The following is a 23,334-nucleotide window of genomic DNA, read 5'->3' on the forward strand; positions in this document are numbered from 1 at the left end:
ATTTCGCCCAACAGTCCGTAGCGTTTTTGGGACAACGGCCTGCATGAAACAATGACTTGAAGCGCGCCGCATGAATCTCACCAGACTCGACGCCCGTTAGCATCTATCATCTGTTTGATCATGAACGTTTCCGAAACCGGACCCCACTTTTAGGGACCATGTTCGATACCGCTCGCGCAGGATTTGCGCCGAGCGACGCGCGCCTTCCAGATCCAGACGATGCGCGGATGGCGTCGGACGTACAAGCGCCTGTTGGATCGTTTGCGCCAAACCTTCAGGCATTAGGTCCTTTTCCATCAGCACCGTTGCAAGACCGAGTTCTTCGAGCATCAGGGCGCGTACCGTCTGTTCGGTTTCCCCGCCGGCTGCAAACGGAACGAGCAAGGAGCGACAACCCGCGCGCAGGACATCGCAGACCGTGTTGTAACCCGCCTGCGAGACTGACAGGCGGGCGCCGGTCAGTAGGCTGGCGAAATCCTCGCGGAACCGGAAGATGGACAAGCCCGACGTCGTATCACGTGCGATCACGTCAAACTCGTCTTTCGGCAGATTTGGGCCGGTGATCAAACACCATTTCAAGGCGTTGTTGGCATTCCGCGCCGCTGCGATGGTGGCGCTGACAAGGCTCCTTCCGGCAGCCCCGCCGCCAACCGACACCAGAACGTCGAAGCGCTCGGAGGTCGCGGGCGATGGGGGGGCGGCAACGAGCCCTGTGTAGGCAACTTCGGCCCTGATTGCATCAGCCAATGGAAATGTCTTGTCGATGGTTGCGAAAGCCGGATCGCCATGGACCATGACAAGGTCGAAATGCCTGTTGATGAGATCGACCGTTTCTTCGTTTCGGCCCGGCTTCACGCGCTCCTGAAGAATATCACGCACGGACGTCGCCAGTAGCGGTCTGGGCGACGACGCGTCGATGGCCTCGATCAGCGGCAGGAGTTCGAAACGCATCTGCCGGCGTCCAAATGGAAATGCCTCGACAATGACGATATCGGGCCTGCTATCCCGGAATGCCTGCAACAGCATCCCCGAACGCCGGTTCTTGAAAGCATCGTCGATGGGTTTGCCCTGCAGGTCGACAAGTCCGGAAAATCCTTCATCATCGGAGGTGACAGGTGGCAAGGCTACAGATTTTACACCCAGTCCTGGAAACCCCGCGATCGGCGCTCCGCCGGTCACCACGGTTACGTCAAACCCATCATCGACCAGGGCCGCCGCAATGCGGCTGGCGCGCGCGAGATGGCCGATACCGAGGAGGTGCTGGACATAGAAGAAAGCGCGCAGTCGCTTCATTCGGAGGCCCGCCACTCCCGCTCGAACAGTTCCTTGAGCTGTCCAATGCTTGCCATATGATCGAAATTGCCGCGTACGCGCCGCTCTGCGGCGTCGCCGAGACGGGCACGCAGCACGGGATCACGGATCAGGAGCTCCAGCGCCTCTGCCAGGGCAATTGGGTTTTCCGTCGGAACCAGCAGCCCGGTTTCATCTGGCGATAAAAGCTCCGGTACGCCGGAAACATCGGTCGACACGCAGGCAAGCCGCTGGCTAGCCGCCTCCACCAGAACGTTCGGCAGACCGTCCCGGTCGCCATTGGCGGTGATCCTGCAGGCCAGGGCGAAGATGTCGGCGCAGCGGTAGTGCTCAAGCACCTCCTGCTGCGCAAGCGCGCCTTTCCAAGAGACGCGACCATCCAGTCCGAGCTTTTGCGCCAGCGCCTTGAACCGTTCCAGCTCCTCGCCGCCGCCGATATGCTCGAAACGCCACGCCAAATCACCGGGCAAGAGGGCGAGCGCCTCCAACAAGATATCGTAACCTTTCTTTTCGACGGCGCGCCCGACGCTCAGCACGATGACCGGTTCGTCCGGTGCCGAGCCGTCATTCTGTTTCCGCGCCTCGCCGAAACTGCCGAAGCGATCAAGGTCGAGCCCATGATAGCTCAGATGCACAGACGAGTTGCCGCTAGCGAGTTTTTTCAGACGGTCGAAGCCGGTCTTCGTGCAAGTGACCGTCCATCGCGCCGAGGAAAGCTTGCCTGCCAAATCCCAGTCCGCCGAAGTCCAGATATCCTTGGCATGGGCTGAGCAGCTCCAGGGCAGGCCACGAAGCAGGCTGGCATAGCGCGTCACCGATGCCGGTGTGTGCGCGAAATGCGCATGCAGCCAGCCCGCGCCTTCCGGCCATTCGGCCGCCAGCACGAGCGCTTGCCCGAAGCGGCGCACGCGATTGCGCGTAAAGTCGCGGCGGATATCGGTAGCCAATGATCCGAGCGCGCGCCAGAAGCCTGGCCGCATCAGATAAGCAAACAGCGAGCGAACCACGCGCAGCGGCTCCTCATGCAGATATTCCGGAAGATAATGGACGGGTGCTTTGATCTCGTCATGCACGGGGTGGCGTTTTTCGTCAGTCGGCCGCCTGAGTGCGACGAGTATCAGGTCGAACCCCGCACGCTCCAGACCGAGCAGTTCCTGCGCGATGAAGGTTTCCGACAGCCGCGGATAGCCCTTCAGAACCACGACGATCTTGCAATGCTTCAACTCAGTTCACGCCTTCAATGACCGAAAGGTGATGGCCGGCCCGCCGGTCGAGCAGTTCCGCGACGATTTCGGAAATATGAGGCAGCCCTTCGAGCGTCAGATGCGGATTGCTCTGCGATGGGCGGGGCCGGTCCGGCAGCGCCACCAATGCATCGGCAAACCGCTGCGAATCCTTGGCTTCCTCCGGCAAAAGCATCTCGACGAGGCTGAGTTCGGCTGCGCGCCGAGCGCGGATCAGTTGTTCCTCGCGGGGCTTGACGCGCGGCACGATCAGCGCCGGCTTGTCGAAAGATAGTATCTCGCAATAGGTATTGTAACCGCCCATCGCCACCACCGCCTTGGCGCCGGCAATGAGGTCTTCCATGCGGTTATCGAACTCGATGATCTTGACGTAGGGGATCTTGGACCCCTTCCTGAGCAGCTTGTTACGCTTGCGCGCCGGCATATAAGGCCCAAGCACGATCAGCGCCCTATGCTGCAATTGGGGATCCTGCTGATAGGCATCGATGACGTCATGGATCAGTTCGGCGCCGTCACCGCCGCCACCGGTGGTGACAAGGATATAGTCGCCCTCAGGCCGGTGGCCGGGCAACTCGTTCCGCTGCAGGCTCCGTTGCAGGAAACCGACGAACCGCATCTTTGCCCTGACAGCCGGCTGCACATCCAGACCGGTCAACGGATCGTAGAAATCCGGCGGACCATAGACCCAGACCTTGTCGTAGAACAGGCCTATCTTACGCATCACGTCCCTGCGTTCCCACTCTGCTTCGAGCAGATGCGGCGCGTCCATCACCTCGCGCAGGCCAAGCACGAGCGTGGTGCCCCGCGTTTTGAGGTAGGACAGCGTGTCCTCGATCTCACCGCGCAGGCCGAGCGGTTCCTTGTCGACGATGAAGATATCCGGCCGAAAGGTCTCGGCTGTGTGGCGGATAATCGACTGGCGCATCCTTAGCGTCTCATGCAGATCGATATCCTTTTCCAGCGAGGTGTATTCGCCGTTCCGCAATTTGATGACGCTGGGGATCTTCACGAAGTCGACACGGGCGCGGTAGTCGAAGGCTCCGGCGATGGTCGCACCTGAAATGATAAGCACCTGAAGTCCGCGGAAATCCTCGACCAGAGAATGCGCGATCGTCCGGCAGCGCTGCAAGTGGCCGAGCCCGAACGTGTCGTGGCTATACATGAGAATTCGAGCGTCTTGTACGTGCTGCGTCATTGTTGAACGTCTTTCAGAATTCTCGCGTTGAGAACCGTGGGCGACCCGCTGGATTCGAAACCACCATCGAGCATCTCCTGGCCAGTTGTGAAACATGAGGGCGCAATTTTCAATTCGTATTACTCAAGGGGTCCATATGCTGAAGTGGGAGGCCGCGTCCGCTCAGTTGCCCGCTTGCCACGGGTCATGAAGAACCTGCACCATTCACTGGTATTGATCATCCCGGATTCTCCATCTTTGGCTGCCGACCCTGAGCGCTGCCGCTGTCGTTATTCGGTTGATCGCCTTGCGGTTGAACGCCCGTGAGCGAAGAGATTGCGGACCGTCACTGCTTCGACGACCCCGCGCTTGCCGGCCTGATCCCCGATAAGTTGCGGCCGCTTTTAAGATGGCATCGCCCCAACTTCCATTGCCACGTCGGTGACGTAGCGCTCGGCTGCCTCACGAATCGGGTCAAACCAACGGGTTTCCGGCTTGCGGGTCGGGTATTTGTCTGACACAATTTAACAATTACTAATTTTGCGTCAGGCGCACGGGGTATGAGTATGGCCAAGGAACCTTCGAATGCCGCTTCGTCGGCAAGTAAAGCGGACGGAAATCTGTTAGGCAATCCAGCCGAAAACGGGCTGAACTTTATGGCCGCCCACGCTCGCGAGGGCGGGGCCACCAGCGACGCTCCAGGTGTCGACAAGATACGCGATCTGCTGTTCGGCAACCAGATGCAGGACTATGACCGTCGCTTCTCCAAGCTTGAAGAACGGTTCTTGCAGCGCTTCAAGGATGTCGAATCCGAGGCCAAGCGTAATCTTGAAACTTACGAGTCAAATGCGAAAAAGCAGGTTGACTCGCTTGCGACGCAGTTGCGCCACGAGAAAGATGCGCGAGCTGAGGCCGACAAAGAGATTGACCGCAATCTTCGCGAGCAAAATCAGGCACTTGAAAAGCAGGTTCGCGCGTTGTCGGATCAATTGAGCGAGCTCGAGCGCGACGTTTCGGACAGGATAAATCGAAACGATCATTTGCTGCGTGAGGAAATCAAGCAGAAGAATGAAGGCGTTCAGATGCTGATAGAGAAAATGTTTGCCGATCTCAGCAACGTCAAGACCGACCGAAATCTTTTGGCTGGCCTGTTTGTCGAGGTTGCAAAATGTCTGAATCAGGATCCCGTCGGCAGCAAGAGCAACTCGGACCGTAGCTGGAAAGTGAGTTGATGGGACCTTGACGTCAACCGTCGACCCAATCAACCTTCCGCAAAGAACAGCCTCGAACGATACAGAGATTGATCGCGAGGCTCTGGCTCGTCTTTTGATCGAAATTGCCCGGAACGTTGATCCGGACTACCGTGCGCGTTTCGACGGAGTTCCAACCGCTGATCCTCGCATGGAAACGCTGCGCCAGTTGCTGGTCAGCCGCGAAATTTCAGAGCTTTCACGAGTTACGCACCTGCTCGACGAACCCGAGCAGCTTGCGGCTGCGGTGGGGAACGTTCTCCCGGACGCGGCCGCACGCGCGTCTCATGCGCAACTCGGCGAGGCCCTTGCGCCGGCTGTCGAAATGGCTGCGCAACGGTCTATCCAGAAGAACCCCCACACGCTGACGGATATATTATACCCGGTGTTTCTGCCGGCTATCCGCAAGTCGATCGGCGAAAAAATCGACCAGACTTTTCAGTCGCTGAATGAGTCTTTAAGACATATATTCACCTGGCATGGGCTCAAGTGGAGATTTGAAGCCTGGCGAACGGGCACAAGCTTCTCGGAAGTCGTTCTTAATCATTCTCTTGTTTATCGTGTCGAACATGTCTTTCTCATCAGCCGCAGTTCCGGGCTTCTGATCGCACATGTAACTGCCGAAAACGCCACCAGCGAAGACCCTCAGCTGATTTCCTCGATGCTGAGCGCAATCCAGGATTTTGTGAAGGACTCATTCAACGAGAAAGAACAGAGCGGACTGGACACGATCCGTTTCGGGGAGCTTCGCCTCTGGTCGGAGGTTGGGCCGTTTGCGACCCTGGTTGCTGTGATCCGGGGAAATCCGCCGGAGGAATTACACGAAGTAATTCGCGATGTATTGCTTCGCATCCACGATGAATCCTCGCAGGCTTTGGAGCGGTTCGACGGCGACAGTTCGAAATTGCTCGGCGTAGAGACGCAGTTGCAGACCTGCGTTGAACTGCAGCACGCGGATTCAAATCGGGGATTTCCATGGCTGGTGGTATCGGCAATCCTGCTGGTTTTGATCGCGGCAGGCGGCTGGTTCTTTCTTTCCTGGCAATCCGGGCAGCGCTGGCAGGCCTATCTGTCGCGACTGGCGACCCAGCCGGGCATCGTCGTTTCCGAACAAAAGATTAGCGGTGGCCAATTCTATATTGCCGGCCTGAGAGATCCGCTCACCGCCGACCCGCAGTCGCTGTTGTCGGGAACGCAGGTCGACCCCGCTCGCGTTCATTCGAACTGGCAATTCTATCAGAGCTTCGAGCCGGGGTTCGTGTTGAAGCGGCTGACGGCGTCGCTGGCGCCACCCGCGTCGGTACGACTTTCAGTCGTCGACAATCGCATCGTTGCCGAGGGCGAGGCTACCACCACGTGGATCAACCAGGCGCGGGCCGCCGCCCAGCAGCTTTCGGCAGGCGGACCGGTCTTCGACATCTCCGGGGTCCGTGATGTGAGCGCCGAGGAGCGCTGGCAGGCCTATGTGTCGCGACTGGAGACCCAGCCTGGCCTCATCGTCGCCGATCAGAATGTGCGCGACGGCCAATTCTATATTACCGGTCTGAGAGACCCGCTTGCCGCCGACCCGCAGTCGCTGTTGGCCGGAACGCAGGTCGATCCCGCGCGTGTTCATGCAAGCTGGCAGTTCTATCAGAGCCTTGAGCCGCAGTTCGTGCTGAAGCGGCTGACGGCTTCGCTGGCGCCGCCGGATTCGGTGCGGCTTTCGATCGTCGACGGTCGCATCGTTGCCGCGGGTGAGGCCACGACCGCGTGGATCAACCGGGCGCGGTCCGCCGCCCAGCAGCTTTCGGCCGGCGGACCGGTCTTCGACATCTCCGGGGTCCATGACGTGAGCCCCGAGGAGCGCTGGCAGGCCTATGTGTCGCGACTGGAGACCCAGCCCGGCATCATCGTCGCCCAACAGAATGTGCGCGATGGCCAATTCTATATTACCGGCCTGCGAGACCCACTCGCCGCCGACCCCCAGTCGCTGTTGTCCGGAACGCAGGTCGATCCTGCTCGCGTTCATGCAAGCTGGCAGTTCTATCAGAGCCTTGAGCCGGCGTTCGTGCTGAAGCGGCTGACGGCGTCTCTGTATCCGCCGCATACAGTACGACTTTCGATCGTCAATGATCGCATCGTTGCCGAGGGTGAGGCTCCCGACACCTGGATAGATCGGGCGCGCGCAGCGGCTCGACAGCTCTCGGCAGGCGGACCGGAGTTCGACATCTCCAAGGTTCGTGATGTGAGCCCGGATGCACGCGCGGCGGAGCACTGGCAGTATTATGTGTCGCGACTTGAGGCCCAACCGGGAATCATCGTCGCTCAACAAACAGAGAGGGGCGGACATTTCTACATTTCCGGTCTGAGAGACCCTCTTGCCGCCGACCCGCAAGCTCTGCTGTCAGGAACGGACGTTGATCCTGCCCGCGTTCATTCACAGTGGCAATTCTATCAGAGTCTTGATCCGAAGTTCGTGGTGAAGCGGCTGACGGCGTCGCTGTCCCCGCCGAAATCGATTCGGCTTTCGATCGTCCAAGGTCGTATCGTTGTCGTGGGTGAGGCTTCTGCCGGCTGGATCAGCCGGGCGCAGGCCGCAGCCGAGCAACTTTCGGCGGACGGAGTGGTTCTGGATGTCTCGCAGCTGCGCGAGCTGAACCTTGTAGAACTTAATCATTTGAGAGAGGCCATTCAGACGACCGATATTTTCTTCTCTTCCGGCAGAGTTGTCCCGGGACCGGAGCAGACGCCGGTACTCGACAGATTGGCTGATCAGTTGAAGGAATTCGCCGAAAATGCCCGCAAGGCAGGCGTGACAGCGCGGTTCATGTTGACCGGCCATTCGGACACAACGGGCCGTGAGACGGCCAACGCGTCGATCAGCGCCGCCCGCGCCGAGACAGTTCGCGCGCTTCTCAACAAGCGCGGCGTCGCTCCGGAACTGCTGCTGGTTCGCGGCGCCGGCACCTTTGAGCCGGCGGTGCCCGAAAATGAAAATAGTCGAACTGGGAACTCCACCAATCGCCGGGTTTCGGTTACGGTGAACCTGGAGTAGTGCGGAGCCCAGGATGCTGCAAAAAAAGATCTGCATGTTGGGCGGCTTCGCTGTCGGCAAGACGAGCCTGGTGCGCAGGTTTGTGCAAAGCATCTTCTCGGAAAACTACCTGACCACGGTGGGCGTGAAAATCGACAAGAAGAGTGTCGTACTCCCGGACAAAGCCGTGGATCTGATTTTGTGGGATTTGGCCGGAGAAGACGATATCGGCTCGTTCCGTGTCAGCTACGTGCGAGGTGCGACCGGGCTCGTGCTTGTTGTCGATGGAACCCGGCCCGCTACTCTCGCTGTGGCGCTCTCCCTGCGCGAACGGGCCGAGGCTGAATTTGGCGCCATGCCGTTCGTAGTGCTGTTCAACAAATCCGATCTGACCGACCGGTGGGCGATATCGGATGGTGAGATAGACGAATTGAGGCAACGGGGATGGCAAATCTATCTGACAAGCGCGCTTTCGGGCGAACGTGTTGACGATGCGTTTCGTCAGCTTGCTTCGATGGTCGCCAAGTAGACATGCCGGGCTTGCCGAAAGAAGTCAGAAGCTGGTTATATGATTTCTTCTATAATGAGCGCTCTGCCGCATATCTGAAAATCGACGCCAGGCAATGCATATCCGCGAAGGGCGGCAACATTGAACATTACGGACTCGCGTCGCTTCGCACCGGCAAACCTGTTGCCGATCAGCTTGAATTCATGGAAGGTCTGCTGCCCTGCCCGCAGCTTCCCTATCATATGCCCATGGTGGAACTGCCCGGCGGGCATGTCACGGACCTTCATCTCTTTGGCGACGGCGGCTCGGTCTGGTTGCTCTTTCTCGACGCAACTGCCGAACGCTACAGCCAACAGCGGCTTCAACAGAAGGCCTATGAAATGACGCTTCTGCAGGAGAGGGAGCGTCAACTCAATGCCAAGCTGCAATCGACGAACGACGCGTTGAGGGAGAGCCAGGAGGGATTGTCGCGCGAATACCGCCGCGCCGAATCCCTGCTCCTCAACATTCTTCCGGCGTCGATCGCGGAGCGATTGAAGGCGGACGAGCAGATTGCGGACAACCACGCGGAGGTCAGTGTGCTTTTTGCCGACATCGTCGGTTTTACGGAAAGAGCGCGGAGCGTCGGAGCCGTGATGACGCTCGCTATTCTAAATTACTTCTTCAAGTCGGCGGATCTGCTCTCGGAACAATATGGTTGCGAAAAGATCAAGACCATCGGCGATTGTGTGATGGCGGTCGCCGGCCTGCCCATCGCACGATCCGATCATGCTGAAGCCCTTGCGCGCTATGCCCTCGAACTGCGGGAGGCGGCCAGGCGCGAGCGCTTCGCGGGAGAACCGCTAAGCCTCAGGATCGGAATCCACTCCGGACCGATCGTGGCGGGCGTCATAGGCAAAAGGCGGTTTGTCTATGACCTCTGGGGCGACACCGTCAATCTCGCCGCGCGCATCCAAAAGGCCGCGGAGCCCGATGAAATCCGTATTTCGGATGCGACTCGTCAATTGCTTGGGCCGGAATTTGCTTGCGAGCCGCTCGGGGAAACGGAATTGCGAGGTACAGGTCGCGTGCGAATGTGGCGGCTCTAGGCTTGATTTGCCGCTCGGCAGTGCCGACCCTGGAGCGCATTACATCTCAGGTTGGTCAAACATCATCGTTTCGGATATCCGCAGGGGTGCGCGAAGCAGTCGACAGCCGAGCGACCGCCAAAGATCTGTCCTGGGTCAACTCAGGACATCGGATCCTGAGATTTGACGTCCGCTATCGTTCTTCCCTGCACCAACAGCGGACCTATTGCTCTGTAGATAAAGAGAGTTCTAGCTAGCCTGTGCGACTGGCGGGCGAGGTTGCGGCGGCTACCTCAGAGCCGATGTCACGCCCACTCAATGAATGTGGACAACGACGTAGCGTCCGCCGTAAGACTGATAATATGTACTGCCACAGTGCCATAGCGCAATGCCGGTAATCGAGGTCTTCACGCACCCTGTTGGGAGCCTGGGGGCGTAAATAGTCGAACGGCGAATCGTCCGGCGTGTTGTACGCCTCGCGACCCCTGCGACACTGCCTGGCGTGAGCGGACGGCCAACTCTCGCCTGCGCGTCGCCAACGAAGGAAACGAATGGCGTAGCCGCGTCGAGCAGACCGGCAAACATTAAGGCGACGACGATCCCGGCAGCACCGGTCAATCTCAAGCTAAGTCTTGTCATTGTCCATCCTCCCAAGAATTTTTCGCCGATTGCACGCGTGTGGAAATCCGCAGCCGAGGTAAGCCATGCGCACTACACCAGCCCGCGCCGAATCAGAATTGAAGCATTTGCAACGCCCGTCCCTCGACCCCAAGGCCAACGCTCTCTAGTATTTAAGCGGATACTAATTTTATGGCGCGACTTCTATCCGAATTGCGCAAATCCGATTGCGCTGGTCAGTCCTGCAATGACACGGCACAATTCCTCGGCGCCACAATGCTGGAATTCTATGGCATCGAGCAGCTTCACGCGCCGGTCACGCTGTCCCGGTACGATGGAATGTTTCCTTGGGAGACTCCCCGAAGAGTAAGCGATAGTTCGCTGCGAAACGCCCAAGGTGGGTGATCCCAACCTCCATCGCCACCCTTGTAACGCTTAAGCCGTGCGCACGCGCGATGGTCAATTGCCGCCTGGCTTCATTGAGCCGGAGCGTCCTGATGAATTCCTGCGGGCTTACGGCGAAGGTGGCGCGGAAGGCGTACTCCAGTTGTCGACGGCTAACGCCAATTTCCTTGCATAGTCGAATGACGGGAATCTCTTCCCCAATGTGAGCGTGAATGAACTCCTCGGCCGCGCAGGCTTGCCGGAGATGGCGACTTCCGAGGCCGGCTATCCCTTTGTCTCCCTCGGCCGAAACTGCACGAGCTTCAGCGAGCGCTCCCAAATATTCGATAAGCGCGACCGGAGGGCGCTCCAGTTGAGCCGGATTGCTAGCAACTGCCGCGAAGCCGTCTGCCATTTGCTCGATCATGCTCTGGATCGTTTGCGCATCGCTGGTGGCGAGCCGAATGGCGTCGGGCCGATCGGCAGCTTGCTCGACGATCAGTCCGGCGGCGGCCGCCTGGATTTCCGCCCAGATCGCGGTTGGAACAACGGCGCCTGTATAACTGAGGCCTGGCTGTATCATTGCCGTCACCGTCGTCCCACCTGGGATCGTCAGGATCATGTCGTCCTTCAGTTGGATGCCGCAGATTGTCGATTCACTGGCGCGCTTAACGGCCAACAGGACCACAGAGCCTGGATCCAGACCGCCGCTGGCCCGCAAGGCGCAGTTGAATTCGGCAAAATCAATTGCCCACCTGCCGTGAGATTGGACTTGACGGATGCGCGACGGCAGTGCTCCGGCCGAAAGCCTGTCAACCTTCACCAGCATCCCAGACGCTGCATTGGCAAGCTGGTCTGGGCTAAGCTGCACATCCCTGCGTAAAGGCGATGAAGGCCAGGAGGTCAAATTGCACGTCCTTTGCGCAAAGTGGATAGCAAGACACCAATATGAGATGTAGCTTATGCTTAAATTGCGCCAGATCAATTGGCGCGAGAACATTGCCGACGCACGGCTGGTGGGGACCATGCACAGGGAAGACGTATTTCGAAAGCGTGCGCTCAGAATATTGAACGCCCGTGCCGGGGCTATGATCCGGTGTGGAGCCAAAGGCTTCTTGGGCGCGGTCACGGTGCTCGCCAGCCTGGCGATAGCCCCGAGCGCGCACGCTGCGGAAGGTGGCGCGAGCTTCTATCTGCTCGGCTCGCGCGGTCCCATGGCAGGTTTCACCCCGCCGCCTGGCCTCTACTTCCAGAACGATTTTTACATCTATTCCGGCCAAGCAAGCGTCGATCTCGACCTTGGCGGAAAGCTGGTGGCGGACGTCCATGCAAAGGCCCTTATCAATCTCTCGACCGCCCTTTGGGTTTCTCCCTGGCAGGTGTTGGGCGGCAATCTGGCGTTCACGGCGACAGTGCCGATCGGCGGACCCGATATAACGGGCAGAATTGTCCCGAGCCCGTTTTCGGTGTCCGACAGCATCACGACCGTGGGCGATCCGGTGCTTGGAAGCTTCATCGGCTGGCACAGTGGCGATTTTCACTGGCAGACCGGAGTGAGCGTGAACGTGCCGGTGGGGGACTACCACGACGGCGACATCGCCAACCTGTCGTTCAATCACTGGGCCACGGACATTTACGCATCGGGCACGTGGCTCAACGGCGCTACAGGCCTTGAACTCTCAGCGGTGACCGGCGTTACCTTCAATGGCGAGGATTCGGCGACCCACTACAAGAACGGCACGGATTTCCACTTCGAAGGAACAGTCGACCAACACTTCAGCAAAGCCTTCGACGTGGGTATGGTTGGCTATTATTACCACCAGTTGACCGACGATACAGGATCGGGAGTTCCCCCGGTGCTTGGCGGGTTTAGAGGCGAAGTGGCGGCGATCGGAGCCACCGCGGGCTATAATTTTCAGATTGGCAAGCTGCCGGTCTCGACCCGGATCAAATATTACCACGAGTTCGATGCCAAAAATCGTCTCGAAGGCGATTCAGTCTTTCTAACGGTTGCCATGCCGCTTTGGGTGGCTGGGCACTGATCGGAAGAAGGGCTCAAGCGTCCAGTCGGCGTAAGCCAAAACGACACTGGGGGCTACTGCCGACAAATTAAGGGAGGGCTAAAAGTGAGCAGGGATCAAGACTTACCGGCTGAAGCCGGTATGAACAAAATCACCCGTCGGGACGCACTAATGGCCGGTACGGCGGCAGCCGTCACCCGACTAGCCGCACCGGTCGGCCTTTCAGGCGCACTCGCCGGTCTCGCCGGTGTTCAGGCTGCGGCGGCCCAACCGGCACCCCCCAACATCGTCTACATCATCTCCGACGATCAGGGCTGGAAGGACGTGGGCTTCCACGGCTCGGACATCAAGACACCCAATATCGACAAGCTCGCCGCCGAGGGCGCGCGGTTGGAACAGTTCTATGCCCAGCCAATGTGCACGCCCACCCGCGCGGCGCTGATGACGGGACGCTATCCCTTGCGCTACGGGCTGCAGATGGGCGTTATCCCGTCGGGCGGCAGCTACGGCCTTGCCACCGACGAATATATCCTGCCCCAGATGCTCAAGGACGCGGGCTACAGGACGGCGATGGTGGGCAAGTGGCATCTGGGTCACGCAAAGACCGAATACTGGCCGCGTCAACGGGGATTTGATTCGTTCTATGGCGCACTGGTTGGTGAAATCGATCACTTCAAGCATGCTTCCCATGGCGTGATGGACTGGTATCGCGACAACAAGCCGCTGAAGGAACCCGGCTTCGACAACACCCTGTTCGGGAAGGAAGCCGCCAAGGTGATCGAAAAACATGACGGCAAGGCGCCGCTATTCTTGTATCTGGCATTCACGGCGCCGCATTCGCCTTACCAGGCGCCCGAAGAACACATCAAGAAATATGCTCATGTCGCCGATGAGCAACGTCGGCTGTACTCCGCCATGGTCTCTGTCATGGACGATGAAATCGGCCGGGTTGTTGTTGCGCTCGACAAGAAGAAGATGCGCGATAATACCATCATCGTCTTCCAGAGCGACAATGGCGGTGTCCGCTCGGCCATGTTCGCGGGTGAATCGAAGGTCGGCAACAATCTCCCTGCCGACAACGGGCCGTACCGCGATGGCAAGGGCACGCTTTACGAGGGTGGCACCCGCGTGTGCGGCCTGGTGAATTGGCCGGGCAAGGTGAAGGCGGGCGATGTGAGCGGCATGATACATGTCTCGGACATGTATCCGACTCTCGCCGGGCTTGCCGGGGCGAAACCAACGAAGAACAAGCCGCTCGACGGCTTGGATGTCTGGGAAACGATCAGCGAAGACAAGCCTTCGCCGCGTAGTGAGATCGTCTACAATGTCGACCCGACCGGCGGCGCGATCCGTGAAGGCGATATAAAGCTTGTGTGGGCGGCGGGCGTGTTGGAGCGGGTCGAACTGTTCGATCTTGCCGACGACAAATCTGAAAACACGAATCTGGCCGACAAGAACCCTGAAAAGGTCAAGGAATTGAAAGCGAAAATCGTGGATCTCGCCAAGCAGATGGCGCCCCCGCTGCTGATGATGGAGGCAATCAAGCTGACCTTCGGCGCACCGCCAATCGCGGCCGATCCGTCGTCGTTGTTCAATGAACTCGGAGACTAAGAGCGCAGAGTCGAAGTCGGAAGCTGCCAAAACCATGAATGACGTCGGCGCGGCGGTGCCAACTGCAGGGAATCTGGAGTCTGGGCATTCCGTTCCCGGGCGCAGCCCGCCATTTCCAAATATGGTATGGGTGTCCGGCGGCGAATTCCTTATGGGCTCGAACAGCCACTATCTCGAAGAGGCGCCGGCGCATCGAGTCGTCGTCGCCGGCTTCTGGATGGATCGCACGACCGTCACGAATGTTGAGTTCAAACGCTTCGTTGAGGCCAGCGGCTACGTCACGTTGGCCGAGCGACCGGCAAATGCGGCTGACTATCCTGGAGCCAGCGCCGATTCATTGGCGCCGGCTTCAGCCTTGTTCGTCAGACCTGCGCGCGGCATCGATCGTAGCAATCACTACAACTGGTGGGCCTACGTGCGCGGCGCGAATTGGCGGCATCCGCGCGGCCCCGCCAGCACCCTCAAGGGCCTCGAAACCCATCCCGTCGTCCATATCGCATACGAGGACGCGCAAGCCTATGCGAACTGGGCGGGGAAGGCCCTGCCGACCGAGGCTGAATGGGAGCTTGCCGCTCGTGGCGGGTTGGACGGCGTCGAATTCGTATGGGGCGACGAACTGACCCCCGGCGGCCAGCATATGGCCAACACCTATCAGGGCGAGTTTCCGTTCCGCAACGATTGCGAGGACGGCTATGAATGGACCGCGCCGGTCGCCTCGTTCCCGGCAAATGGCTATGGGCTCTACGACATGGCAGGCAATGTCTGGCAGTGGACCACAGACTGGTATCAGGAGCACCGCCGGATCGAGAGCCCCTGTTGCACGATGGAGAATCCGCGCGGCGGCGAGCGCGAGGCAAGCTATGACCCATTGACGCCCGAGACCAGGATCCCGCGCAGGGTGACTAAGGGCGGCTCCTTCCTCTGCGCCCCCAGTTATTGCAGGCGCTACCGCCCGGCCGCTCGCATGGCGCAGCCGGTGGATACATCCACGTGCCACCTTGGGTTTCGTTGCATCGCTCGCTCGGAACGATGACGTCTTGCACCACAACATCGGCTTCTTCAAGGTAGGAGCAACGACGACACATAGATGTCGTTGCTTGCCGATTTGACCGGAAGGTTACAGCACGATGCCACTCATGAATCTACGATTGGGAGCCAGGAATCAGGCGCGCCCGGCACGACGTTCCGGAGAGCTGGCTGCGATGTTTGCCCTGATTGCCAGGCCGCTCATCCTTGGGATCGCCTTCTTTTTGGCTTGTCCGGCACAGGCGCAGGCGCCGGCGGCCGTCCCGCCTGAAAAAGTCAAACAGCTATTCGAGCTTCTCGACGATCCGTCAGTGAAGGCCTGGGTGGCCGAACAAAGAAATCAGGACGCCGGGTTAACCGGAGCGCCTGCCAAGACAGGACCTTCGCCGGCCGACGCATCGTCCGACGCCCCGGCCGCGACAGGCCAGATGAATACGATGGCCTCCTCGACGCTCGATCGCATCAAGCATAATATCGAAAGAATCGTGCGAACTTTGCCCTTGCTGCCAGGCCAGTTCGCGCGCGTTCGGGCAGAGACTATGCAGGATATGTCCAGCAAGGGGCCTCCCGGCGTATTTCTGCTGATTGCGATGTTCATCGCTGCCGGCCTGGCGCTCACCTGGGCAACGTACAAGCTCACCCGTCCATTTCGTCTTTGGATCATCGCGCAGCCGAAGGACACGCCTATCGGGCGGGCCAAGAAGATTGGCGGTCGCACGCTTTATTCCAGCCTACTGATCGTCTCGTTCGCGCTGGGCAGCGCCGGCGCGTTCATGTTGTTCGACTGGCCAATGCTTATCCGCGAGATTGTGCTGACATTTCTGATGGCTGCAGTCTTTACATGGGCTGTGCGCACTTACGTCGCAGCCCTGCTCGTCCCCTCCTTCATGCACGTCGAGAACGCCGTCGAGGTTCGTGCTTTGCCGGTCACCAATGAAACGGCTGACCATTGGTCCTATTGGCTATCCCGGATCGTCGGCGTCTTCGCCTTCTTCGCCGCCGCGTTCATCCTCTTGCCGGGTCTCGGCATCGATCGGGACGGGATGATGGTCCTGTCGGTGGGCGCCGATTTCGTGCTGCTGTTGCTCTTGCTGCTTGCGGTCTGGCGCCGGCCAAGAACGCAGCGAGAGGGTGTGCACCAAGGCGGCCACACGGCAGCGACATGGTTATTGACTTCCTATTTCATCGTTCTGTTCCTGGAGCGCATCGCCGGCCTTTATATATTATTCTGGTTTACCTTCGCGGCATTTTTCCTGCCCTTGGCAATCGTGCTGACACAGCGCGGTGTAAATTTCGTCCTGCGGCCGGGTTCGGAAGATGCTGGCCGGCCTACGATTCCGCCGGTGACGATCGCTGTCATCGATCGCGGAGTCCGGATGATTTTGATCCTGGCGGCGGCTTACTTTCTCGCGCGTGTCTGGGGTCTGGACATGCAGTCCATGCAAGGCAGCGATATGACGACCATGCTCATATTGCGCGGCCTGATAAATGTCGTGGTCATTGCGCTTGCCGCCGATTTCGGGTGGTCGATCATCAAAGCCTTGATCGAACGAAAGCTGGGCATCGAAACGCCGCATGCGGTGATCGACGACGAGGAGGTTCCGACCCTCGATCCGCAGCAGGCGCGGCTGCGCACGCTTTTGCCGATCCTCCAGAACATTCTGCTCGCTGTGATCGTCGTGATGGCGGTGCTGATGATGCTCGCCTCAATGGGTATCGAGATCGGCCCGCTGATCGCCGGCGCTGGAGTCGTTGGTGTCGCTGTGGGATTTGGAGCACAAACCATAGTCAAGGACATCATTTCGGGCGTGTTTTTTCTGCTCGATGATGCGTTTCGTGTTGGCGAATACATCACATCCGGCCGTTATGTGGGCACGGTGGAGAGCTTTTCGCTGCGCTCGGTGAAGCTGCGCCACCATCGTGGCCCGCTGTTCACAATACCTTTCGGTGAACTCGGGGCAGTCCAGAACCAGAGCCGCGACTGGGTCACCGACAAATTCAACATCACCGTTGGCTATAACACCGATATCGACTTCGCCCGCAAGCTGATCAAGCGAATCGGCCTCGAATTGGCGGAAGATCCCGAATTCAAACACTGGGTGATCTCACCGATCAAAATGCAGGGCGTGCAGGAGTTCGGCGAGTACGGCATCGTATTGAGGGTCAAGGTCACAACAAGGCCGGGAGGCGCCTTCAGTATGAAACGCAAATTCTATGTACGCCTCCGCCAAGTCTTCAAGGAGCAGGGCATCGAACTGCCATTTCCGACCGTCCACGTCGAGGGGCTACAAAACCCACATGGGGCAACGAATGCGCCTGTGGAGGCCACACCCCAGTTGAAAATGGCCGTCGCGCAGTCGCACACCAATCGGCGCAGAAAGAAAGCTGACACGACGGAGTAGGAAAGCTGTGGCACCTAGAGCGGTTCAAGATTTGACGGAGCCGCACCGTGCCTTCATCGAGGCCCGTCTGCGTGAGATGCCGCATCTGACGCTGCACGGTCTGAAAGATGAGTTGGCCGGTCGCGGGGTCAAGGTCTCGCACAACGCAGTGTGGCAGTTCCTGCGCCGCGAAGGCCTGAGCTGCGCGGCTGGGGGCCGAAGGGCAAGCGGCTGCGCGGCTTGGCTCCTCACGGCCACTGGCGCACGCTGACCTTCCTGGGCGCGCTGCGCTGGGATCGGCTCTCGGCACCTTGCGTCTTCGACGGACCGATCAACGGCCAATGCTTCCGCGCTTATGTCGAGCAACAGCTCGTCAGTGTGCTGAAGCCCGGCGATATCGTCATCATGGACAACCTGGGAAGCCATAAGTCGGCCGCCATCAGGCAGGTGATCAAAGCCGCCGGCGCCAGGCTTTGGTATTTGCCGCCCTATTTGCCGGATCTCAATCCGATCGAGCCCCTCGCCAAGATCAGCACTGGATGTGCCAAGCTCAGAAACGCACCGTCGAAGATACTTGGCGCCGCATCGGCCATCTCGGCGAAACCATCGAGGCAGCCGAATGCAACAACTATTTCGCAAACGCAGGGTATGCTTCCGTCAAAACGTGAAAGACTCTAATGCCCGAGATCGAAGGTCTGGCCGGCACCGTGATCTACGCTCAAGGCGAAAAAGCCGGCGCCCTTACCAGGTCGAATTCGGGGCCGTCCGCATCTATCGCCTGCTTGCCGATGACTGCAGGCAGATCAGCGCGTTCAATTCTGGCGGGAGAAACTTTCGGCTTCGAAGCCGACACCACCCACCACTTCTTCGCCGAGGCGATCAACGCAACCGGCGTGCGGGTCTTTCGCACTCCCTCGGGCATGGACATGTCCCGCCAGTTGCACACCTGGTACCGTCAAGCCATCGGCGCTGCGCCGCGCCGCTCGAGCGCGGTCTTGCGGATGATTTCCGCGATCTCCGGGCTGCTGCTGCACAGCATCTGGAAATCCGACGAGTGCAGCGACAGCAGTGAGGCCGCCGTTGCGGCGCTGACGGTCGCCATACGCGGTTCGCCGCTGATCAGCGCCATCTCGCCGAAGAAGGCGCCAGGACCAAGCTCCACCGGATTCGGCGTCGCGACGCTGACGCGCCCCTCCACGACGAAGAACATCTGGTCACCGATCTCGCCATTGCGGCAGATCACGGCGCCCACCGGCACGATGCGAGGTCTTAACGCGCGCACGATCTCGATCAGCACGGCCGGGCCGAGCTTCTGAAACAACGGCACGGCGGCGACCAATTGCCAATTACGGACAAAATCCCCGCGACGGACTTCTTGATAGAAGCCGGTGGCAAGAATGCCAGCCCAGAGCGCGAAGATGCCGATGCCACTCATCATGACAGCCCCAGCAAGGACGCGGCCAGCGAAGCTTTGCGGAATAGCGTCGCCATAGCCGGTGGTGGACAGCGTGACCACCGCCCACCACATTGCCTGGGGGATGCTGCCGAACTTTTCCGGTTGGATATCGCGCTCGATGACATAGCCCGCGAGGGCGACGCCGAACAGAACGACGCCGAAGAGCGTGGTGACGCCGATCAGGTTGCGCGCTTCGTTGGCCAGCACCCTGCCCAGCACCGGGAAGAAAGTCGAGTCGCGCAGCGGTTTCAGCAGCCAGACCGCACAGTAGAGGCTCCGGTCGGGCGTGCCAACGAGCAGAAATGCGGCGAGTGGAACCAAGACCGCGAGCACATCGATGGCGATTGCCGGCGTCCCGTCCCTAACGTCTCCCGCCCGGCGCTTGAGCAGCGCGGCGGCCATTTGCTGGAGATAGGCGCCCCAAATGACAGCGAGCACCGCAGCCAGAGCCAGCCTGCTTCGTTCGGACATGTCCGGTATCGTGAGCCCAGCCACCGCCAGAAGCCCAAGCGCAGCCAGCACCGCGTTGAGCGGCGCGTAAATTCTTAAGAAAGGCAATACCGACATCTCTATGCCCACGAGCGGCTGCTGCCCTCCAAAATAGGATGCCTTCGAGGCAAGCGTAAAGGTACTTACTGTCGCTGCGATGTGCATCACCAACGGTTAGCTCAGATGTCAGGGATTGCTTCGTGACCGGACGTGAATAGACAGGCCACAACCGACGGGAATGACCCGATCCGGACAATTGCAAGAGGTTTCGCGAAGGTCAGCTTCGGAGAAAAGGCGGGGGTCAGTTTTGGAAGCCGTTTGACATGTTAGCTAATCCTATTGCTGGGGCGGAAACCAGACGGTCAGCAGACGGCCCCGAAGCCGCCGGTCTTTGGCAACTTTCTTCGAGAATTTGCATTCTCCTGAACCATGCCGGGCATCGTTCGCTCGACATCGCTGTCGATGGACAGCTCGATGTCGGTATGGCAGCTCATCGAAACCGCTATTTGCGTGGCAACTGTTGGACGTTTTCGATTTGAGCACATCGAGGATTGGATCAAGCTGCCAAAAACGTCGGGCATTGAGATGCGCTTTTCGAGAGCTGGCTGCCAGGGCACGAGCTGGAAGCCGACACCGTCGTCAATCATGGCAAAACGGCCGGATGCGAGATTAGCCGCTCCGACCAGCCGGCCGCTGACATGCTCACCAGTCTGAGCCTTTACAAAGCTCAGCCCGCGCTCGGCCGCCATCCATTCAGCCGACGCGGGCGACTTCGGCCTGCTCGAGCCGCTGCAGCAGGTCCCTTGACGCTCGGATACGTCCGTCGTCCAGGCGCGTGGCATGGCCCATATCGACAAGGCTTTGGCGACATCGATCCACAGCGTCACTCACGTCCCGACCAAACCCGACTTGTGCCAGCGGTGTCCGGTTTGCCGAAGCCAGTTCCCGATCGAGCCAGGTCGCGCCGTCGCTCGTCGCCTGGTTGTCAAGGTCGAGGAAGGAAAGTGTGCGGACAGTAAAATCCCTGCCCCGGTTGCGAGCGTCATAGTCAGCACCTTGTTCGGCGAAGTCGTTGGGTATCTTCCAGCGGCCGGCATCGATGCGCTCGACAATGCCCGCGCGCCGCAGCGCTTCGAGCCGCCGCACATGAGAGCGGATGAAAGCGTCAGGATCACCATCGATGCGCTCGATCCGTGACCGTGTTGCGTTGAGGTGCTCGCTCGGCCGGTAGACACCACCGTGCGCGGCCGCCAGGTTTTGGACGTTGAGATCGGCTGCACACGGTTCAGCCTCTGCCAAAACCGGCTCATCGGCTTTCGAGCCGATCGTCCCGAAAGCGGACATTCCCTTTTCGGACCCCATTTGAAACTTTGAAACATGCGATACGTTGCTGGGTGTCTGGGTGTGGGTGCTGGGTGCTGGCGCCACCGAGACGTCCCTGGCCTTTAAAGCGCAAAAACCGCCCCGGTTAGACCGGGACGGTTATTGATTTATGATGAAAGTGGTTGCGGGGACAGGATTTGAACCTGTGACCTTCAGGTTATGAGCCTGACGAGCTACCGGGCTGCTCCACCCCGCGTCAACCCTAGAGGTAAGTGTAAGCTTACCGGATTCAAGAGCCGCCAAATGAAAGGGCCGCTTGCGCGGCCCGAAATCCCGTTTGGCGGGCCTAAATCGTAAGGAGAAGATTTATCCCCATCCGGACATTTCGATCCGGATGTGAGACGAACGTGCGCTTGGCAGACCTGGCAGCGACCTACTCTCCCGCGTCTTGAGACGAAGTACCATCAGCGCTGGAGCGTTTCACGGCCGAGTTCGGAATGGGATCGGGTGCAGCCGCTCCGCCATAACCACCAGGTCGGCAAAACGCACGTTCAAATCGAGAAGCTGTTTTTTGTGCAATTCGTATCTGGCGACAACCCTGCGGGTTGCGCCTCGATGGATATTAGGAATGAGAACGATCAAGCCTATCGAACTATTAGTACCGGTAAGCTTCAAGCGTTGCCGCTCTTCCACACCCGGCCTATCAACGTGGTCGTCTTCCACGGTTCTCAGGGAATACTCGTTTCAAGGTGGGTTTCCCGCTTAGATGCCTTCAGCGGTTATCCCGTCCGGATATAGCTACCCTGCGATGCGGCTGGCGCCACAACAGGTCCACCAGAGATCCGTCCATCCCGGTCCTCTCGTACTAGGGACAGATCCTTTCAATATTCCTACACCCACGGCAGATAGGGACCGAACTGTCTCACGACGTTCTGAACCCAACTCACGTACCGCTTTAAATGGCGAACAGCCATACCCTTGGGACCTGCTCCAGCCCCAGGATGCGATGAGTCGACATCGAGGTGCCAAACAACCCCGTCGATATGGACTCTTGGGGGTCATCAGCCTGTTATCCCCGGCGTACCTTTTATCCGTTGAGCGATGGCCCTTCCACGCGGGACCACCGGATCACTATGACCGACTTTCGTCTCTGCTCGACTTGTCAGTCTCGCAGTCAGGCAGGCTTATGCCATTGCACTCAGCGAACGATTTCCGACCGTTCTGAGCCCACCATCGCGCGCCTCCGTTACTCTTTAGGAGGCGACCGCCCCAGTCAAACTACCCACCATACATTGTCCCGGACCCGGATAACGGGCCGCGGTTAGACATCCATAGTAATAAGGGTGGTATTTCAAGGGTGGCTCCACCTGAGCTGGCGCCCAGGTTTCAAAGCCTACCACCTATCCTACACATGCCACTACGAATGCCAATGTAAAGCTATAGTAAAGGTGCACGGGGTCTTTCCGTCTAACCGCAGGAACCCCGCATCTTCACGGGGAATTCAATTTCACTGAGTCTATGCTGGAGACAGCGGGGAAGTCGTTACGCCATTCGTGCAGGTCGGAACTTACCCGACAAGGAATTTCGCTACCTTAGGACCGTTATAGTTACGGCCGCCGTTTACTGGGGCTTCGATTCAGAGCTTGCACCCCTCCTCTTAACCTTCCAGCACCGGGCAGGCGTCAGACCCTATACGTCGCCTTGCGGCTTCGCAGAGCCCTGTGTTTTTGATAAACAGTCGCTACCCCCTGGTCTGTGCCACCCTCCTCTGCTTGCGCAGAAAAGGGTCACGCTTCTTCCGAAGTTACGCGTGCAATTTGCCGAGTTCCTTCAGCATAGTTCTCTCAAGCGCCTTGGTATACTCTACCTGACCACCAGTGTCGGTTTCGGGTACGGTCTATAAGGAGGAGCTATTTCCTGGAACCACTCCGCTGCCCTTTCAATCCGATAAGATTGGACAACTTGTGTGATCCGTCACTACCTCCAGGCCCACGAATATTAACGTGGTTCCCATCGACTACGCGTTTCCGCCTCGTCTTAGGGGCCGGCTAACCCTGCTCAGATTAACTTTAAGCAGGAACCCTTGGTCTTTCGGCGGGGGAGTCTCTCACTCCCCTTACGTTACTCATGTCAGCATTCGCACTTCTGATACCTCCACCGCCCCTCACGGGTACGGCTTCATCAGCTTACAGAACGCTCCGCTACCGCTCGTATTGCTACGAACCCTAAGCTTCGGTGTATGGCTTTAGCCCCGTTACATTTTCGGCGCAAAGACCCTTATTTAGACCAGTGAGCTGTTACGCTTTCTTTAAATGATGGCTGCTTCTAAGCCAACATCCTGGTTGTTTTGGGATCCTCACATCCTTTCCCACTTAGCCATAACTTGGGGACCTTAGCTGTAGGTCAGGGTTGTTTCCCTTTTCACGACGGACGTTAGCACCCGCCGTGTGTCTGC

General features: G+C 59.0%; 15 protein-coding genes, 1 tRNA gene, 2 rRNA genes and 2 pseudogenes (1 of these 20 cut by a window edge). 10 read left to right on the top strand and 10 right to left on the bottom strand.

The window, feature by feature from the left end; all coding sequences use genetic code 11:
• Positions 1–96: 96 nt before the first annotated feature.
• From RFM68_RS00665 to RFM68_RS00675, 3 genes are read right to left on the bottom strand one after another with little or no spacing between them, the layout of a single operon-like run.
• The gene (locus tag RFM68_RS00665; RefSeq protein WP_320230734.1) at positions 97–1,293 is read right to left on the bottom strand and encodes a glycosyltransferase family protein; all 1,197 of its coding nucleotides are present in this window, start codon (positions 1,291–1,293) and stop codon (positions 97–99) included.
• The gene (locus tag RFM68_RS00670) at positions 1,290–2,534 is read right to left on the bottom strand and encodes a glycosyltransferase (protein WP_320230735.1); all 1,245 of its coding nucleotides are present in this window, start codon (positions 2,532–2,534) and stop codon (positions 1,290–1,292) included. The genes RFM68_RS00665 and RFM68_RS00670 overlap by 4 nt, the downstream gene beginning before the upstream one ends.
• 1 nt (position 2,535) lies before the next feature.
• Positions 2,536–3,750 (bottom strand): glycosyltransferase family protein, encoded by a 1,215-nt coding sequence (locus RFM68_RS00675; RefSeq protein WP_320230736.1) that lies wholly within the window; start codon positions 3,748–3,750, stop codon positions 2,536–2,538.
• A gap of 545 nt (positions 3,751–4,295) precedes the next feature.
• Here RFM68_RS00675 and RFM68_RS00680 point away from each other — a divergent pair.
• Genes RFM68_RS00680 through RFM68_RS00695 form a run of 4 tightly spaced genes read left to right on the top strand, consistent with a single transcriptional unit; the run spans position 4,296 to position 9,591 of the window.
• Positions 4,296–4,961 (top strand): hypothetical protein, encoded by a 666-nt coding sequence (locus RFM68_RS00680; protein ID WP_320230737.1) that lies wholly within the window; start codon positions 4,296–4,298, stop codon positions 4,959–4,961.
• Between the two features lie 7 nt (positions 4,962–4,968).
• Positions 4,969–8,016: an OmpA family protein gene (locus tag RFM68_RS00685; RefSeq protein WP_320230738.1), complete on the top strand. Its 3,048-nt coding sequence runs from the start codon at positions 4,969–4,971 to the stop codon at positions 8,014–8,016.
• A gap of 13 nt (positions 8,017–8,029) precedes the next feature.
• A complete protein-coding gene (locus tag RFM68_RS00690) occupies positions 8,030–8,524 on the top strand; it encodes a Rab family GTPase (RefSeq protein WP_320230739.1) in 495 nt (164 codons plus the stop codon).
• 2 nt (positions 8,525–8,526) lie between these two features.
• Positions 8,527–9,591, top strand: coding sequence for an adenylate/guanylate cyclase domain-containing protein (locus RFM68_RS00695; RefSeq protein ID WP_320230740.1), 1,065 nt, complete (start codon positions 8,527–8,529; stop codon positions 9,589–9,591).
• 913 nt (positions 9,592–10,504) lie between these two features.
• Here RFM68_RS00695 and RFM68_RS00705 read toward each other — a convergent pair.
• Complete coding sequence (locus tag RFM68_RS00705; protein ID WP_320230741.1) at positions 10,505–11,401, bottom strand: AraC family transcriptional regulator; 897 nt, start codon at positions 11,399–11,401, stop codon at positions 10,505–10,507.
• Between the two features lie 133 nt (positions 11,402–11,534).
• Between RFM68_RS00705 and RFM68_RS00710 the strand changes: the two genes are divergently transcribed.
• The 6 genes and pseudogenes from RFM68_RS00710 to RFM68_RS00735 all read left to right on the top strand — a co-directional run.
• Positions 11,535–12,614: a SphA family protein gene (locus RFM68_RS00710; RefSeq protein ID WP_320230742.1), complete on the top strand. Its 1,080-nt coding sequence runs from the start codon at positions 11,535–11,537 to the stop codon at positions 12,612–12,614.
• A 120-nt stretch (positions 12,615–12,734) separates the two neighbouring features.
• The gene (locus RFM68_RS00715; protein WP_320230743.1) at positions 12,735–14,204 is read left to right on the top strand and encodes an arylsulfatase B; all 1,470 of its coding nucleotides are present in this window, start codon (positions 12,735–12,737) and stop codon (positions 14,202–14,204) included.
• A 121-nt stretch (positions 14,205–14,325) separates the two neighbouring features.
• Positions 14,326–15,237, top strand: a complete 912-nt coding sequence (locus RFM68_RS00720; RefSeq protein ID WP_320231037.1) for a formylglycine-generating enzyme family protein — start codon at positions 14,326–14,328, stop codon at positions 15,235–15,237.
• A 169-nt stretch (positions 15,238–15,406) separates the two neighbouring features.
• Positions 15,407–17,632 carry a mechanosensitive ion channel family protein gene (locus RFM68_RS00725; RefSeq protein WP_320230744.1) on the top strand — a complete coding sequence of 742 codons (2,226 nt, stop codon included), beginning with the start codon at positions 15,407–15,409 and terminating at the stop codon, positions 17,630–17,632.
• A gap of 37 nt (positions 17,633–17,669) precedes the next feature.
• Positions 17,670–18,279: pseudogene (locus RFM68_RS00730) on the top strand (IS630 family transposase); the annotation flags it as partial.
• A gap of 30 nt (positions 18,280–18,309) precedes the next feature.
• A pseudogene (locus tag RFM68_RS00735) lies at positions 18,310–18,552 on the top strand (cyclic nucleotide-binding domain-containing protein); the annotation flags it as partial.
• A gap of 14 nt (positions 18,553–18,566) precedes the next feature.
• On the opposite strand, the gene RFM68_RS00740 reads toward RFM68_RS00735, so the two are convergent.
• From RFM68_RS00740 to RFM68_RS00765, 6 genes are all read right to left on the bottom strand, one after another.
• Complete coding sequence (locus RFM68_RS00740) at positions 18,567–19,634, bottom strand: cyclic nucleotide-gated potassium channel (RefSeq protein WP_320231038.1); 1,068 nt, start codon at positions 19,632–19,634, stop codon at positions 18,567–18,569.
• Positions 19,635–19,918: 284 nt separating this feature from the next.
• A complete protein-coding gene (locus RFM68_RS00745) occupies positions 19,919–20,305 on the bottom strand; it encodes a DUF3363 domain-containing protein (RefSeq protein ID WP_320230745.1) in 387 nt (128 codons plus the stop codon).
• Positions 20,306–20,309: 4 nt separating this feature from the next.
• The gene (locus RFM68_RS00750; RefSeq protein ID WP_320230746.1) at positions 20,310–20,900 is read right to left on the bottom strand and encodes a DUF3363 domain-containing protein; all 591 of its coding nucleotides are present in this window, start codon (positions 20,898–20,900) and stop codon (positions 20,310–20,312) included.
• 158 nt (positions 20,901–21,058) lie between these two features.
• Positions 21,059–21,135 (bottom strand) — tRNA-Met (locus tag RFM68_RS00755).
• A gap of 164 nt (positions 21,136–21,299) precedes the next feature.
• Positions 21,300–21,414, bottom strand: a 5S ribosomal RNA gene (gene rrf, locus RFM68_RS00760).
• 99 nt (positions 21,415–21,513) lie between these two features.
• A 23S ribosomal RNA gene (locus RFM68_RS00765) occupies positions 21,514–23,334 on the bottom strand (it continues 977 nt past the right edge of the window).

This window comes from Mesorhizobium montanum (assembly GCF_033977145.1).
GTDB lineage: Bacteria > Pseudomonadota > Alphaproteobacteria > Rhizobiales > Rhizobiaceae > Mesorhizobium > Mesorhizobium montanum.

Excerpts from the sequence above, each read along its gene's own strand:
- RFM68_RS00665 (WP_320230734.1), bottom strand. The coding sequence starts at position 1,293 with ATGAAGCGACTGCGCGCTTTCTTCTATGTCCAGCACCTCCTCGGTATC.
- RFM68_RS00675 (WP_320230736.1), bottom strand. The coding sequence starts at position 3,750 with ATGACGCAGCACGTACAAGACGCTCGAATTCTCATGTATAGCCACGAC.
- RFM68_RS00680 (WP_320230737.1), top strand. The coding sequence starts at position 4,296 with ATGGCCAAGGAACCTTCGAATGCCGCTTCGTCGGCAAGTAAAGCGGAC.
- RFM68_RS00690 (WP_320230739.1), top strand. The coding sequence starts at position 8,030 with ATGCTGCAAAAAAAGATCTGCATGTTGGGCGGCTTCGCTGTCGGCAAG.
- RFM68_RS00695 (WP_320230740.1), top strand. The coding sequence starts at position 8,527 with ATGCCGGGCTTGCCGAAAGAAGTCAGAAGCTGGTTATATGATTTCTTC.
- RFM68_RS00705 (WP_320230741.1), bottom strand. The coding sequence starts at position 11,401 with ATGCTGGTGAAGGTTGACAGGCTTTCGGCCGGAGCACTGCCGTCGCGC.
- RFM68_RS00710 (WP_320230742.1), top strand. The coding sequence starts at position 11,535 with ATGCTTAAATTGCGCCAGATCAATTGGCGCGAGAACATTGCCGACGCA.
- RFM68_RS00715 (WP_320230743.1), top strand. The coding sequence starts at position 12,735 with ATGAACAAAATCACCCGTCGGGACGCACTAATGGCCGGTACGGCGGCA.
- RFM68_RS00720 (WP_320231037.1), top strand. The coding sequence starts at position 14,326 with ATGGTATGGGTGTCCGGCGGCGAATTCCTTATGGGCTCGAACAGCCAC.
- RFM68_RS00725 (WP_320230744.1), top strand. The coding sequence starts at position 15,407 with ATGTTTGCCCTGATTGCCAGGCCGCTCATCCTTGGGATCGCCTTCTTT.
- RFM68_RS00740 (WP_320231038.1), bottom strand. The coding sequence starts at position 19,634 with ATGTCGGTATTGCCTTTCTTAAGAATTTACGCGCCGCTCAACGCGGTG.
- RFM68_RS00745 (WP_320230745.1), bottom strand. The coding sequence starts at position 20,305 with ATGGCGGCCGAGCGCGGGCTGAGCTTTGTAAAGGCTCAGACTGGTGAG.
- RFM68_RS00750 (WP_320230746.1), bottom strand. The coding sequence starts at position 20,900 with ATGTCCGCTTTCGGGACGATCGGCTCGAAAGCCGATGAGCCGGTTTTG.